This window comes from Bradyrhizobium sp. PMVTL-01 (assembly GCF_051861855.1).
In the GTDB taxonomy this organism is placed as follows: domain Bacteria; phylum Pseudomonadota; class Alphaproteobacteria; order Rhizobiales; family Xanthobacteraceae; genus Bradyrhizobium.
Map to the genome: position 1 here is coordinate 6,228,810 of NZ_CP193982.1, position 13,225 is coordinate 6,242,034.

Here is a 13,225-nt window from a genome sequence, read left to right on the forward strand (position 1 = left end):
TGAACGAGCGCCTAAGAAGGCTCTGCTCTCAGCGCATGAGCCTAAGCGCGTCCGAGAAAAACTCCGCACCGCCGAAATTTCCGGACTTCAGAGCGAGCAACATCTCGCCTCCAGCACCGACCGCGCGCAGCACCGGAACGCCCGCCGCGATCTCCACTCCTACGAGAAATCCGGGAATCTTCAACCGGTCGACCACGGCGCCGGAAGTCTCGCCACCGGCTACCACGAGGCGTCGCACACCCGATTTTACGAGGCCTTCAGCGATGTCGGCCATCGTCTGCTCGATGGCATGCCCGGCCGCGTCGCGGCCGTGACGCGCCTGCAGCGCGGCGACCTGATCGGGTGTCGAGCTCGATGCGATCAGCACCGGACCTTCAGCCAGTCGCGGCCTCGCCCAGTCCAGCGCACGCTGCGCTTCGCCTGTTCCCGTAAGAATACGGTCCGGATCGAGATGCAACACCGGCATGACACGCTCGGCATTCGCGATCTGCTGAAGTGTGGCCTGCGAGCAGCTTCCGGCAAGACATGCTGCCGGTCCGCCGACGGCGGCGCCGCTCTCTCCGCTCCCCGCAGCCGACTTGACCTTGCCCGTCGAAACCAGCGCCCGCGCCAGTCCGAGGCCTATGCCGGAGGCGCCGACCGAAAGCCGATGTTCGGCCGCGACGAGACCGATGGTCTCGAGGTCGCGGTCGAACACGGCATCGATGATCGCAGCACCGATGCCCTTGCCCGCGAGCTCGGTCAGCCTTGCCCGCACGGCATCCGCGCCGCGCGTGACGGTGGCGAGATCGACGAGGCCTACTTGCGTCCTGCTCTGGCGCGCCAGCACGCGCACCAGGTTGGAATCGTGCATCGGGTTGAGCGGATGATCCTTCAACGGGCTCTCATTCAGCGGCACGGGGCCGACGAACAGATTGCCCTGGTAGACGGTGCGGCCGGTCTCCGGAAACGCCGGGGTCACCAGCACTGCGCTCTCGCCGCAATCTGAACGGAGCGCATCCATGACGGGGCCGATATTGCCGGCGTCGGTGGAATCGAAGGTCGAGCAAATCTTGAACAGCACATGGCTCGCGCCGCGGCCGCGCAGCCATTTGTCCGCTGCGCGCGAGCGCGATACGGCAAGGCCCGCCTCGATCGATCGGCTCTTCAAGGACACCACGACGGCGTCGACCTCGGGCAGCGCCAGATCGTCCGAGGGCACGCCGATGGTCTGCACCGTGCGCAGGCCCGCGCGCGTCAGCGTGTTGGCGAGATCAGAGGCGCCGGTGTAGTCGTCGGCGATGCAGCCAAGCGCAAGAGTCACGGCTTCACTCCCGCATAGGGCTTGAACCAGGCAAGGCCATCGGTGGTCTTGCCGCGTGGATTGTATTCGCAGCCGACGAAGCCGGCATAGCCGAGCCGATCGAGTTCTTCGAACAGGAACGGATAGTTCAGCTCCTCGCCGTCGGGCTCGTTGCGCGAGGGGATGCTGGCGATCTGGATGTGTCCGATGATCGGCATCATCTCGCGCAGGCGCATGGTGACGTCGCCGTGGATGATCTGGCAGTGATAGATGTCGAACTGGAGCTTCAGGTTCGGCAGCCGAAGCTCCTGGATCAGGTCGCGGGCGAAGCCGAAATCGTTGAGGAAGTACCCGGGCACGTTGCGGGCATTGATCGGCTCGAGCACGATGTCGATGCCGTGCGGTGCGAAGAATTCGGCGGCCCACGCCACCGACTTGTAAAAGGCCTCGATCGCGACGCGCTCGCCGCGATTGGCAATGCCGGCCATCAAATGCAGCCGCTTGACGCCGGTCGCCTTGGCGTAAGGCAGCGCGGTTTCCAGGCTCGCCTTGAGATCATTGAAGCGCGCCGGCAGCGCCGCAAAGCCCTTCTCGCCGGCATTCCAGTCGCCCGGCGGCAGATTGAACAGCGCCTGGGTCAGGCCGTTGCGCTTGAGACGCTCGCCGACGGCCGCCACCGGATGCTCGTAGGGAAAGAGAAACTCGACGGCGGTGAATCCCGCCTGGGCGGCGGCATCGAAGCGGTCGAGGAACGGCACCTCGGTGAACATCATCGAGAGGTTGGCGGCGAAACGGGGCATTGCAGATCCTCTTGCTTACTTGTCGCCCGGCAGCTTCACGCCGGTGACCTGCGCATACATGCGCGCGACCGAGGCGTCGTCATCGCGGCCCATGCCGGCGGCAGCCGTCATCAGGAACATCTGGAGCGCGGCGGCCGAAACCGGCACCGGGAATCGGGCGCTGCGCGCCATATCCTGGATGATGCCGAGGTCCTTGACGAAGATCTCGACGGCGCTGCGCGGCGTGTAGTCGCCGTCAAGCACGTGCGGCATGCGATTCTCGAACATCCAGGAATTGCCGGCGGAAGCCGTGATCACCTCATAGACCTTGCGGATGTCGAGGCCCTGCTTGGCCGCGAACGCCATTGCTTCGCTCGCGGCGGCGATGTGCACGCCGGCCAGCAATTGGTTGATCATCTTGAAGGCGGCGCCTTGGCCAGCGGCATCGCCAAGCTCGTAGAGCTTTGCCGCCATGGCATCGAGCGCCGGCCGTGCCTTTGCAAAGGCCGCCGGACTGCCGGAGGCGAGGATCGTCAGCTCGCCCTGCGCGGCGCGCTGCGCGCCACCGGAAATCGGTGCATCCAGGTAGTGCCGGCCGGTCGCCTCGAGCTGTTTTGCGAGGCGCCGCGCCACGTCCGGATCCATGGTGGCGGAGGATATGAAGACACTGTCATTCGGCATGGTCTCGGCCGCGCCATCCTTGCCGAACAGGATCGCCTCGGTCTGGGCGGCATTGACGACGACGCTGACGACGATGTCGGCATCCCTGGCCGCCTCCGCCGGCGTTTTGGCGCCTGCGCCGCCGTCCTTCGCGAACCGCGCCACCGCGTCAGCCGAGACGTCGCAGCCGGTGACGGCATGGCCGGCGCGCTTCAGCGAGGTCGCCATGCCGAATCCCATCGAGCCGAGCCCGACGACGGCGATACGCCGATTTGGTGAGGTGGAGGCGGACATATGCAACCGATCCTTACGAACGTTTCCCAAGTAGCCGCCCTTTGCGGCAGCTTGGCAACCAAATAACACGGCTTGGCCGCGCTGCCAAAGCGTGAGACAAGCAGGCATGACGGCCATGAGAACTGAACCCAGCAACGAGATCCGGCTGCGTGAGGATATCTGCCGCTTCGGACGGTCCCTGTTCGAGCGCGGCTTGACGCCGGGATCCTCCGGCAATATCAGCGTCAGGCTGGAGGGCGGCGGCTGGCTGGTGACGCCGACCAACGCCTCGCTCGGCTTCCTCGATCCCGCAAAGCTGTCGCGGCTGGACGAAACCGGCCGGCTGATCTCGGGCGATGCGCCGACCAAGGAAGTCCCGCTGCACACCGCGCTCTACGACACGCGCGGCAGCGCACGTGCCATCGTGCACCTGCACTCGACCCATTCGGTTGCGCTCTCGATGCTGCCCGAGATCGACCCGCGCGCCGCGCTGCCGCCGATGACGGCCTATTATCTGATGAAGTGCGGCGCCACCGCGCTCGTGCCCTATTACCGCCCGGGCGATCCGGCGGTGGCGGATGCGATCAAAGGCCTAGCGGGAAAGTATTCATCGGTGCTGCTCGCCAATCACGGCCCGGTCGTCGCCGGCGACACGCTGGAGGCCGCGGTGTTCGCGACGGAAGAGTTGGAGGAGACGGCGAAGCTGTACCTGCTGCTCCGCGGGATGAACCCGCGGTATCTGTCTCCGGAGCAGGTGAAGGATCTGGTGAAGGTGTTCGGGGTGACGTTGCCGGAGCATGGGCACGAGCATTAGGCCCGGCCCCATCCTCGTCATTGCGAGCGCAGCGAAGCAATCCAGAATCCCGCCGCTGAAAGACTCTGGATTGCTTCGCTGCGCTCGCAATGACTGAGGATGTGGCGACGGAGTAGCCCGCATGAGCGGCGCGACATGCGGGACCAGCGGTCCCGGATATCGCTTTGCTCATCCGGGCTACGACACCTTCTGGCACTGCCGGAATTGATTTGCATCAGCGGGATCGCAAGCACATGATCCCCTGTAATTGACTGAAGGAGTTGTTTCATCGATCGCCAGGAGAATTGTCATGGATTTCAAAGTATCCTGCGCCCTCCTCTCTGTAGCCTGCTTTGTTGTCTTGTCCCTTTCCGCAAACGCCCAGACGTCCGCGCGCGGCGGCGTCCCCGATCTCAAGGTCGAGGCCAACTGCAAGGCAACTCAGGAGATCGACAAGTCGCTGACCGAGCCGCAGTCCTACGAGGCCTGCATGAACGACGAGCAAACCGCACAGCAACAACTCGGGTCCATCTGGACGACGACGCCGGAGACGATTCGCACCCAATGCTCCGCCGAGGCCTCCGCCGGTGGCATCGAAAGCTATGTCGACCTGCTCTCTTGCATCCAGATGAATGGCTTCGGGCAAGCTTCCGCGCCCGCGTCAACGCTGCGCGGCGCAAGCAAGAACCGGAACAAGAAGCAATCGGGATAGGGATCCTAGCGAGCGGCTACAATCCCAGATACGCCTTCCTGACGTCCGGATTGCCCTTGATCTCCGCGGACGGGCCCTGCATCAGCACGCGGCCGGTCTGCAGGATGTAGGCGCGGTCGGCGATCTCCAAGCACTCGGCCATGCGCTGCTCGACGATCAGCACGGTCATGCCGGCGTCGCGGATGCGCTTCACTGCCTGGAAGATTTCATCCACCAGCTTCGGCATGATGCCTTGCGAGGGCTCGTCCAGCATCAACAGCCGCGGGCGGGTCATCAGCGCGCGGCCAATGGCGAGCATCTGCTGCTCGCCGCCGGAGAGCGTCTCGGCGCGCTGGTCCAAACGCTCCTGGAGACGCGGAAACAGGTTGAAGACGAGATCGAGCGGCCCCTCGCGGTTCGCATCACCGCGGTAGAGATAGCTGCCGAGGCGAAGATTGTCGCGCACCGACAGGCGCGGAAACAGGCGGCGGTTCTCCGGCACATAGGCGATGCCTGTTGCGGTGATGAGATGCTGCGCCATGCCGTCGAGGCGCTTGCCGTCGAACGTCACCGTGCCCGAGCGCGGACGCTCGGCGCCGGCAATGGATTTCAGCAGCGTCGACTTGCCCGCGCCATTGGCGCCGGCCACGCAGACGATCTCGCCCTTCTGTACCTCGATCGAGACCGCGGAGATCGCAACCAGGCCCTGATAGGCGGTGGTGACTTCACGCACCGACAGCATGACGATCTCCCAGATACGCGCTGATCACCTTGGGATCGCGGACGACGTCGGAAGGCTTGCCCTCGGCCAGCACCTTGCCGAGGTCGAGCACGATGGCACGGTCGACCAGCGGCATCACGATCTCCATGACGTGTTCGACCATCAGCACGGTGACGCCGGTCTCGCGGACCTTGCGCACCAGCGCGACGCCGGTCTGCGCCTCGGTGGGCGTCAGGCCGGTGAGAACCTCGTCGAGCAGCAACAGCTTCGGCTCGGTCGCGACCGCACGCGCGACTTCGAGGCGGCGCTTCTCCGCCGGCACGAGGTCGCTCGCGAGCACGTCGGCGCGCGCGGCAAGGCCGGTGAATTCCAGCACCTCATGCGCCTTGCGGCGGGCCTCGCGCATCACGGTGTTGCGCACGAGCGCGCCAACGATGACGTTGTCGATGACCGTCATGGTCTCGAAGCTCTTCACGACCTGGAAGGTGCGACCGATCCCGCGCTGGCAGCGCGCGGCCGCCGGCAGATTGGTGACGTCCTCGCCATCGAAGATGATCGAGCCCTGGGTTGGCGGCAACACGCCGGCGATCAAATTGAACAGCGTCGACTTGCCGGCGCCGTTCGGGCCGATCAGGCCGACGATCTCGCCGCGGCCAACCGAGATCGAGACGTCGCTGTTGGCTATCAGGCCGCCGAAGCGCTGCCAGACGCCGCGCGTTTCCAGGAGCGTCGTCATCGCGTGGCCTCCTTGCGCCGGCGCGAGAACAGGCCAACCAGCCCTTCCGGCCGCGCGAGTGCGATCAGGACGATCAGCGCGCCGTAGACGATGAGGTCGACGCCGCGGCCGGAGCCGCCGATGTAGGACCGCGTCAGCTCGGTGATCGGGATCAGGATGACGGCGCCGAGCATCGGCCCCCACAGCGTGCCGATGCCGCCGAGCACTGCCGGCAACGCCATCAAGAGCGAGAACTGGAAGCCCATGACGCTTCCGGGATCGATGTAGGAAACGAACTGCGCATAGAAGCTGCCGCCGACCGCGACCAGGAAGGCGGAGACCGCCGCCGCGCCCATCTTCGAGTTGAATACGACGACGCCGAGGCTCTCGGCCGCCTGCGGATTGTCCTTCACCGCGCGCCACCAATAACCCCATTTCGAATCTTCCAGCCACCAGGTGACGAACCAGGCGACGCAGGCGAGCGCCAGCGCGAAGTAGAAGTATGGCAGCTTCGAGCGCGTGAACTGGAATTTCAGCCAGCTGTCGCCGCGCACGGGAATGTCGATGCCAAGGGCCGCGCCTGCCCAATCCCAGTTCTGGATCAGCAGCAATCCGATCTCGGCGATCACGATGGTGGCGATCGCAAAGTAGTGGCCGCCGAGCCGGAAGCAGGGATAGCCCAGCGCCATTGCGATTGCGGCCGAGATCAGCCCGCCGGCGATCATGCCGAACCAGGGCAGCACGCCGAACTTGGTGAACAGCAGCGCGGTGGTGTAGGCACCGAGCCCGAAATACAGCGCGTGTCCGAGCGATATCTGCCCGCAATAGCCGGACAGGATGTTCCAGCTCTGCGACAACGCCGCGTACATCAGCGTCAGCACCATGATGTTCTGGACGTACACGTCCTTGACGAAGAGCGGCACGATCGCGGCGACGGCGGCAAGACCGGCGGCGGTGATGAGGTCGCGGCGGCGCCGCTCGACGAATTGCTTGTCCATCACATCGACCCGAACAGGCCACGCGGCCGGATGAACACGACGAGAAGATAGACCGCGTAGATGCCGACCGATTTCAACGATGGCGGCAGGATCAGCGCAGTGGTGGCTTCGACAAGGCCGACGACGATACCGCCGGCAAAGGCGCCGAACACGCTACCGAACCCGCCGAGCGCCACCGTGACATAGGCGATCAGCGCAAAGGACGCGCCGACGTCGGGATAGATGTAGAAGAAGGTCGCCATGATGGCGCCTGCAAGCCCGACCAGCGCACCGCCGAGACCCCAGCCGAGCGCGAACACGCGGTTCTTGTCGATGCCGACGAGGGCCACCGCACCGGGATCCTCGCGCGTCGCTTCCAGCGCGCGGCCGAAATCGGTGCGGTTGATGAAGAGATAGAGCCCGCCGAACGCCGCGATCGCGACCAGCGCGCCGAACAGCTGCGGCTGCGGCAGGTAGATCCCGGCCACCGATACCGTCTTGCCGCCGAGCCATGAGTTGGGAACGCTGCGGTAGTCGGCCGTGAAGAACAGTTGCGCGAGGCCCCGCATCACGATCGCGAGGCCGAAGGTCGCGAAAATCTGCACCATGCCGACATTGGCCTTGGCACGCATCGCAAACCGCACGATCACGAGATAGACCGCCGCCCCCAGGACAAACAGGGCGGCGGCAGCCAGCGGCGCCGACAGCAGTGGATCGATCGCGAAGAACGTGAACAGGAAGAACGTCACGTACATGGCCAGCATCAGGAATTCGCCATGGGCGAAGTTGACGACGTCCATCAGGCCAAAGATCAACGCCAAGCCGACGGCGATCAGTCCGTAAAGCAGCCCCATCAGCAGGCCGCTCGCAAGACTCTGGATAATCGTTTCAGCTGTCACGTCGCTTCGTCCCCCGCCCGCAACCTGATCGCTTACTTCATCGGCCAGATTGCGTCGGCCACCGCCGCCTGCGCCGGGAAGATGGTGACGAACTTGCCACCGACATACTGCAGCAGGACCGGATCGGCATCGTTGTTCTGGCCCGACTCGTCGAACTTGACGCGCTTCCAGGGCATGATGGTCTGCTCCCCGGGCATTTCCGTCGCGGCCAGCGCATCACGGATCTTCTCGCCGTCGGTCGATTTGGCGCGGTTGATGGCGTCCGCCATGATGATCATGGCCATGAACTGTCGCGACGTGTTGTCGTTGAGGTCCTTGCCCGACTTCGCCTTGAACAGGTCGTTGATCTTGCCGACCATCGGCCGCTTGGCGGCGAGATCGAGCGAGAAGCTGCCGCGGGTGATCGCGCCCTCGAGTTTGTCGCCGACGGCGTCGTAGAGCGCTTTCTCGGAGAAGCCGGCCGCCTGGGCCACGATCGCGTTCGGCTTGTAACCGAGCTCGGCCATGGTCTTGACCAGCAGGATGCCGTCCGTGGTGTAGCTCGACGGCATCAGCACGTCGGCATTGGCCGCCTTGAGCTGCTGCACCTCGGCCGACAGCGACGGCGAGTTGGCGCGGTACTTGATGTCGGCGACGATCTTGTAGCCGCGCTCGGTCGCGAGCCTGGTCTGGGCGTTGGCGGAATCGGTGCCGAAGATGGTGTCTTCGTGGAACAGCGCCAGGGTCTGGGCCTTGGCGCCCTTCTTCCTCATCGCATCGAGGAAGTCGAACATCCCGGCCGAAAACATCTCGTCATGCGGCGAGGCGCGGAAATAATACTTCAGACCGCGACGATGCAGGCTCGGCGAGGAGTTGTCCGCCGACATGAACGGAATCTGGTAGCGTTCGCAAATCTGGCTGATCGTCACCGCGACCGCGCTTTGATAGGAACCGAGGATGGCGCAGACCTTCTCCTGCGTGATCAGTCGCTCGGCTTCGGCGCGTCCCTTCTGCGGATCGCCCTGGGTGTCGGCGTAGACAATACGGATCTTGGCACCGCCAAGCCCCGGCAAGCCCACGCCCTTTGCCAGCGGAAGCTCGAAGTCCTGATCGTTGTTGATGATGTCGATCGCGGTCTCGAACGCACGCTGCGCATCGACGCCCACCTGGGCGCCGGAGCCCGACAGCGGATAGGTTGCGCCGATCACCACTTCAGAAGTTTGCGCACGCGCAGCCAGCGGCAGCAGCGCTGCGGCGGCGGTAGCTCCGAGCAAAACGTCGCGGCGAGTGATCGTCATTGGCAAAGTCCCCTGTTATCCGAATTTTGCGCGTATCGAATGAAGCGATTGGCAGATAGCGTAAAGCCTGAAGAAGCAGCAAACGCTGCCCATTAAATCACGGCCATGGTCCTGTTCTTCAGATCCGTCACCAGCATCAGGCCGGGCGAATGCGTGATCGCGAACGGCAGCTTCGCGGCGTTGATCACCGATTGCGGCGTCACGCCGCAGGCCCAGAATACCGGAATCTCGTCGTCGGCGACAGGTACGGGATCGCCGTAGTCGGGCTTGGCGATGTCCTTGATGCCGATCAGGTGCGGATGGCCGAGATGCACGGGCGCACCATGCACTGCGGGATAGCGCGAGGTGATCTGCACCGCGCGGATCGCATCGGCCGGCTTGAACGGGCGCATCGACACCACCATGGGGCCGGCGAACGGACCAGCCTCGCCGCAGGCGATGTTGGTGCGGTACATCGGCACGCGCACGTTCTGCTCGATGTGGCGGATCGGCATGCCCTCGTCGAGCAGCGCCTCTTCGAACGAGAACGAGCAGCCCAGCACGAAAGTCACGAGATCGTCGCGCCAGTAGCTCTTGACGTCGGTCGGCTCGGCGACGACTTCGCCGTCGCGCCAGACGCGGTAGCGGGGAACGTCGGTGCGGATGTCGAGATCGGCGCCCAGCGCGGGGATATACGGGCTGCCGACGTCGGACATGCCGATGATCGGGCACGGTTTCGGATTGAGCTGGCAGAAGCGGTGAAAGGCGCCGGCATATTCGGCCGGCAGGATCGCCAGATTGCCCTGGACGAAGCCGGGGGCGACCCCTGCGGTCGACCCCACCTCGCCGGCGCGATACGCGAGCCGCGCCTGGCGGCTCGGAAGGGTGTCGGGTGTTTCAGTTTGCTGCGCTGCCACCAAAACAGTCATGAGATCGACCTGCCTATAAACTCGACAAAGACAAGCCAACACCAAGCGTGCTATAAAGTCTAATCTTCCTTTCTAATCAATATCGATAAATCTAATTTATCGATTGGGAAAATCCTTCCAATGCTGGACTTCAGGTCGCTCGAGACGTTCCTCTGGGTTGTGAAGCTCGGCAGCTTTCGAGGCGCCGCCGCACGGCTCAACACCACCCAGCCGGCGATCTCCCAGCGTATCGCCCAGCTCGAGCGCGAGATGGGCGTGAAGCTCCTGAACCGCGACCATCGCGTGGCCTCGCCGACCCCGAGCGGCCGGCAGATGATGGTCTACGCGGAGAAACTGATCGGCCTGCGCGCGGAGATGATGGCAGAGATCGGCGATCGTTCCGCAATGCGCGGCGTGATGCGGCTCGGCGTCGCCGAAACCATCGTGCACACCTGGCTGCCGCGCCTCGTGAAGAGCGTGAACGAGATCTATCCGAATCTGTCGCTGGAGATCGAGGTCGACATCACGCCGAACCTTACCGCGCGCCTGCTCGCGCAGGAGATCGAGCTCGCCTTCGTGGTGGGGCCGCTGTCGGCCTCCGGCGTGCACAACCGCGTGCTCGCCGACTACCCGATCGGATTTCTCGCAAGCCCCTCGCTCGGGCTCGGCAAGGGCCCAGTCACGCCGGCGGAGCTCGCGCGGTTTCCGATCATCACCTTCCCGCGCAAGACCAAGCCTTACGAGGTCGTGCGGGAGGTGTTCGACCGGCCGGAGCTGCCGCCGATCCGCCTGCACGCGTCCGCTTCGCTGGCGACCGTGATCCACATGGCGGTCGAGGGGCTCGGCATCGCCGTGATCCCCGATGCCATCGTCGAGAACGAGCTCGCCGACGGCCGCCTGCAGCTGCTCGACACCGATCTCGCGATCGCACCGCTGACCTTCACCGCAAGCTGGCTCGCCTCTCCCGACGTCGTTGCCGTGGAGCGCGTCGCCGAGCTTGCACGGCAGATCGCGCAGAGCAGCCTCGCGGTTGACGCGCCCGCGCTGGCGGGCCATTGAAAAGGCGCCGGACAAAAGAGAGAACGACCGCATGAGCCGAGCCGCCACGAACCTGCAAATCGATTCCGCCCGCCTCTGGGGCTCCATTCACGAGACCGCGCAGTTCGGCGCGACGGCCAAGGGCGGCGTGCGGCGGCTGACGCTGAGCGGCGAAGACAAGCAGGTGCGCGACTGGTTCCGCAAGGCCTGCGAGGATGCCGGTCTCGAGGTGCATGTCGATGCACTCGGCTCGATGTTCGGCCTGCGCAAGGGCCGCGACATGTCGAAGCTGCCCGTCGGCATCGGCTCGCATCTCGACACCCAGCCGACCGGCGGCAAGTATGATGGCATTTTGGGAACGCTTGGCGCGCTGGAAGTGATCCGCACGCTGAACGACGCCGGCATCGAGACCGAGGCGCCGATCTGCGTCGTCAACTGGACCAACGAGGAAGGCTCGCGCTTCGCACCTGCGATGATGGCCTCCGCCGCCTATGTCGGCGATTTCACCACCGATGACATCCTGTCGCGCAAGGACATCGATGGCACGACCGTCGGCGAGGCGCTCGACAGCATCGGCTATCGCGGCAACAAGCCGGTCGGCTTCCAGAAGCTCGGCTGCTTCGTCGAGCTGCATATCGAACAGGGTCCGATTTTGGAGGCCGAGGGCAAGACCATCGGCGTGGTCGATTCCGGCCAGGGCGTGCTCTGGTTCGACGGCAAGATATCCGGCTTCGAGAGCCATGCGGGTTCGACCCCGATGCCGCTGCGGCGCGATGCGCTGGCGACATTGTCGGAGATCGTGCTGGCAATGGAGGCGATCGCGAACAAGCATGGGCCGAACGCAGTCGGCACCATCGGCGAGGCCGTGATCGCAAACCCCTCGCGCAACGTCATTCCCGGCGAGATTGCCTTCACCATGGACTGCCGTAGCGCCGACAGCGCCATCATGGATGCGCTCGATCGCGATCTGCGTGCCACGATCGCCGAGATCGCCGCGCGCCGCAAGGTCGAGGTCAAGATCGATCTGGTGTGGCGCAAGGCGCCGACGCATTTCGATCCGAGGCTGATTGCGGCGGTCGAGAACGCGGCCAAGACGCTCGGCTATTCCTCCCGTCGCATCACCTCCGGCGCTGGCCACGATGCGTGCAATCTCAACACCGTGATGCCGGCGGCAATGGTGTTCGTGCCCTGCAAGGACGGCATCAGCCACAACGAGCTGGAGGACGCCACGCAATCCGACTGCGCCGCGGGCACCAACGTTCTGATGCATACCGTGCTGGCGATCGCCGGCGTCGCGTCCTGACCGGAGAGAACCATGCGCGGAGTTTTCGTCGACGCCAACGAAGCCCTCGCCCTGGTCATGGAGCGGCTGACGAGGCCCGGTGATCCCAAGGTGCGGATCCACAGGGATCCCGATATCAAGCCCGAGCAATATCCTGAGATCCTTGACGGCGCCGAGATCGCGATCGTCGACCACACGGCGCTGCCGACCGAGGTGGCGAAGAAGTGCACCGGCCTCAAGCACGTCGTGTTCCTCGGCACCGGCGCGCGCAGCTACATGAACCCGGAGGAGCTCGCCGAGCTCGGCATCTCCGTGCACCTGATCAAAGGCTATGGCGACACCGCTGTGGCAGAATCCGCGATCGCGCTGATGTGGGCCTCGGCGCGCGTCATCGCGATGATGGACCGCGAGATGCGCGCCGGAACCTGGCTGCGCGAGGACGGCATGCAGCTCACCGGCAAGACACTCGGTCTGATCGGCTTCGGCGGCATCGCCGCGGAGGTCGCGCGCATCGCTTCCGGCTCCGGCATGAAGGTGATCGCCTGGAACCGCTCGCCGAAGAGCTATCCCGGCGTCGAATTCACCGATCTCGATACGGTGCTGGCGAAGAGCGACGTCATGTCGCTGCATCTGCTGCTCAACGACGAGACGCGCGGCATGATCAACCGCGAGAAGATCCTTGCGATGAAACCCGGCGTCATCCTCGTCAACACCGCCCGCGCCGCGATCGTCGACGAAGCCGCGATGATCGATGCACTGAAGTCCGGCCATATCCGCCATGCCGGCCTCGATGTCTTCAATGTCGAGCCGCTGCCGGCGGATCATCCGCTGACGAGGATTCCGAACGTGACGCTGTCTGCGCATTCGGCGTTCCGGACGCCTGAGGCCAGCGAGAACCTGATTGAAGCGGCATGGGTCCACTGCCGCCGGATCGTGAAGGGATAAGAGCAA

The 13,225-nt window shown here is 64.8% G+C and carries 14 protein-coding genes; 5 read left to right on the forward strand and 9 right to left on the reverse strand.

Going from position 1 to position 13,225, the window contains the following annotated elements; all coding sequences use genetic code 11:
• Positions 1-28 precede the first annotated feature (28 nt).
• Genes otnK through ltnD form a run of 3 tightly spaced genes read right to left on the reverse strand, consistent with a single transcriptional unit; the run spans position 29 to position 3,015 of the window.
• Positions 29-1,303 (reverse strand): 3-oxo-tetronate kinase, encoded by a 1,275-nt coding sequence (gene otnK, locus ACRQ5Q_RS30125; RefSeq protein ID WP_439393574.1) that lies wholly within the window; start codon positions 1,301-1,303, stop codon positions 29-31.
• On the reverse strand, positions 1,300-2,082 hold the full coding sequence (gene otnI, locus ACRQ5Q_RS30130; RefSeq protein WP_439374187.1) for a 2-oxo-tetronate isomerase: 783 nt from the start codon (positions 2,080-2,082) through the stop codon (positions 1,300-1,302). Before otnI ends, otnK begins: the two co-directional genes overlap by 4 nt.
• Before the next feature lie 15 nt (positions 2,083-2,097).
• Entirely contained in the window at positions 2,098-3,015 is a 918-nt protein-coding gene (ltnD, locus tag ACRQ5Q_RS30135; protein ID WP_439374186.1) for an L-threonate dehydrogenase, read from the reverse strand.
• Between the two features lie 106 nt (positions 3,016-3,121).
• On the opposite strand from ltnD, the gene otnC reads away from it, so the two are divergent.
• Both otnC and ACRQ5Q_RS30145 read left to right on the forward strand, forming a co-directional pair.
• A complete protein-coding gene (otnC, locus tag ACRQ5Q_RS30140; protein ID WP_439393576.1) occupies positions 3,122-3,808 on the forward strand; it encodes a 3-oxo-tetronate 4-phosphate decarboxylase in 687 nt (228 codons plus the stop codon).
• Between the two features lie 289 nt (positions 3,809-4,097).
• Positions 4,098-4,499: a hypothetical protein gene (locus ACRQ5Q_RS30145; RefSeq protein ID WP_439374184.1), complete on the forward strand. Its 402-nt coding sequence runs from the start codon at positions 4,098-4,100 to the stop codon at positions 4,497-4,499.
• Positions 4,500-4,515: 16 nt separating this feature from the next.
• Here the strand turns inward: ACRQ5Q_RS30145 and ACRQ5Q_RS30150 are convergent, their stop codons facing one another.
• From ACRQ5Q_RS30150 to ACRQ5Q_RS30175, 6 genes are all read right to left on the reverse strand, one after another.
• Positions 4,516-5,220, reverse strand: coding sequence for an ABC transporter ATP-binding protein (locus tag ACRQ5Q_RS30150; protein WP_439393578.1), 705 nt, complete (start codon positions 5,218-5,220; stop codon positions 4,516-4,518).
• Complete coding sequence (locus ACRQ5Q_RS30155) at positions 5,204-5,935, reverse strand: ABC transporter ATP-binding protein (RefSeq protein ID WP_439374182.1); 732 nt, start codon at positions 5,933-5,935, stop codon at positions 5,204-5,206. The genes ACRQ5Q_RS30150 and ACRQ5Q_RS30155 overlap by 17 nt, the downstream gene beginning before the upstream one ends.
• Positions 5,932-6,912 (reverse strand): branched-chain amino acid ABC transporter permease, encoded by a 981-nt coding sequence (locus ACRQ5Q_RS30160; RefSeq protein WP_439374181.1) that lies wholly within the window; start codon positions 6,910-6,912, stop codon positions 5,932-5,934. Before ACRQ5Q_RS30160 ends, ACRQ5Q_RS30155 begins: the two co-directional genes overlap by 4 nt.
• Entirely contained in the window at positions 6,912-7,745 is an 834-nt protein-coding gene (locus ACRQ5Q_RS30165; RefSeq protein ID WP_246583944.1) for a branched-chain amino acid ABC transporter permease, read from the reverse strand. The genes ACRQ5Q_RS30160 and ACRQ5Q_RS30165 overlap by 1 nt, the downstream gene beginning before the upstream one ends.
• A gap of 77 nt (positions 7,746-7,822) precedes the next feature.
• Positions 7,823-9,067, reverse strand: a complete 1,245-nt coding sequence (locus ACRQ5Q_RS30170) for an ABC transporter substrate-binding protein (protein ID WP_439393580.1) — start codon at positions 9,065-9,067, stop codon at positions 7,823-7,825.
• Between the two features lie 92 nt (positions 9,068-9,159).
• Positions 9,160-9,975, reverse strand: coding sequence for a putative hydro-lyase (locus ACRQ5Q_RS30175; RefSeq protein WP_439374179.1), 816 nt, complete (start codon positions 9,973-9,975; stop codon positions 9,160-9,162).
• A 120-nt stretch (positions 9,976-10,095) separates the two neighbouring features.
• On the opposite strand from ACRQ5Q_RS30175, the gene ACRQ5Q_RS30180 reads away from it, so the two are divergent.
• Genes ACRQ5Q_RS30180 through ACRQ5Q_RS30190 form a run of 3 tightly spaced genes read left to right on the forward strand, consistent with a single transcriptional unit; the run spans position 10,096 to position 13,219 of the window.
• Positions 10,096-11,013 carry a LysR family transcriptional regulator gene (locus ACRQ5Q_RS30180; RefSeq protein ID WP_439393581.1) on the forward strand — a complete coding sequence of 306 codons (918 nt, stop codon included), beginning with the start codon at positions 10,096-10,098 and terminating at the stop codon, positions 11,011-11,013.
• A 31-nt stretch (positions 11,014-11,044) separates the two neighbouring features.
• On the forward strand, positions 11,045-12,295 hold the full coding sequence (locus ACRQ5Q_RS30185) for a Zn-dependent hydrolase (protein WP_439374177.1): 1,251 nt from the start codon (positions 11,045-11,047) through the stop codon (positions 12,293-12,295).
• Between the two features lie 12 nt (positions 12,296-12,307).
• Positions 12,308-13,219, forward strand: a complete 912-nt coding sequence (locus ACRQ5Q_RS30190) for an NAD(P)-dependent oxidoreductase (RefSeq protein ID WP_439393583.1) — start codon at positions 12,308-12,310, stop codon at positions 13,217-13,219.
• Positions 13,220-13,225: the final 6 nt, after the last annotated feature.

Excerpts from the sequence above, each read along its gene's own strand:
- otnI (WP_439374187.1), bottom strand. The coding sequence starts at position 2,082 with ATGCCCCGTTTCGCCGCCAACCTCTCGATGATGTTCACCGAGGTGCCG.
- ltnD (WP_439374186.1), bottom strand. The coding sequence starts at position 3,015 with ATGTCCGCCTCCACCTCACCAAATCGGCGTATCGCCGTCGTCGGGCTC.
- otnC (WP_439393576.1), top strand. The coding sequence starts at position 3,122 with ATGACGGCCATGAGAACTGAACCCAGCAACGAGATCCGGCTGCGTGAG.
- ACRQ5Q_RS30145 (WP_439374184.1), top strand. The coding sequence starts at position 4,098 with ATGGATTTCAAAGTATCCTGCGCCCTCCTCTCTGTAGCCTGCTTTGTT.
- ACRQ5Q_RS30150 (WP_439393578.1), bottom strand. The coding sequence starts at position 5,220 with ATGCTGTCGGTGCGTGAAGTCACCACCGCCTATCAGGGCCTGGTTGCG.
- ACRQ5Q_RS30155 (WP_439374182.1), bottom strand. The coding sequence starts at position 5,935 with ATGACGACGCTCCTGGAAACGCGCGGCGTCTGGCAGCGCTTCGGCGGC.
- ACRQ5Q_RS30160 (WP_439374181.1), bottom strand. The coding sequence starts at position 6,912 with ATGGACAAGCAATTCGTCGAGCGGCGCCGCCGCGACCTCATCACCGCC.
- ACRQ5Q_RS30165 (WP_246583944.1), bottom strand. The coding sequence starts at position 7,745 with ATGGGGCTGCTTTACGGACTGATCGCCGTCGGCTTGGCGTTGATCTTT.
- ACRQ5Q_RS30170 (WP_439393580.1), bottom strand. The coding sequence starts at position 9,067 with ATGACGATCACTCGCCGCGACGTTTTGCTCGGAGCTACCGCCGCCGCA.
- ACRQ5Q_RS30175 (WP_439374179.1), bottom strand. The coding sequence starts at position 9,975 with ATGACTGTTTTGGTGGCAGCGCAGCAAACTGAAACACCCGACACCCTT.
- ACRQ5Q_RS30180 (WP_439393581.1), top strand. The coding sequence starts at position 10,096 with ATGCTGGACTTCAGGTCGCTCGAGACGTTCCTCTGGGTTGTGAAGCTC.
- ACRQ5Q_RS30185 (WP_439374177.1), top strand. The coding sequence starts at position 11,045 with ATGAGCCGAGCCGCCACGAACCTGCAAATCGATTCCGCCCGCCTCTGG.
- ACRQ5Q_RS30190 (WP_439393583.1), top strand. The coding sequence starts at position 12,308 with ATGCGCGGAGTTTTCGTCGACGCCAACGAAGCCCTCGCCCTGGTCATG.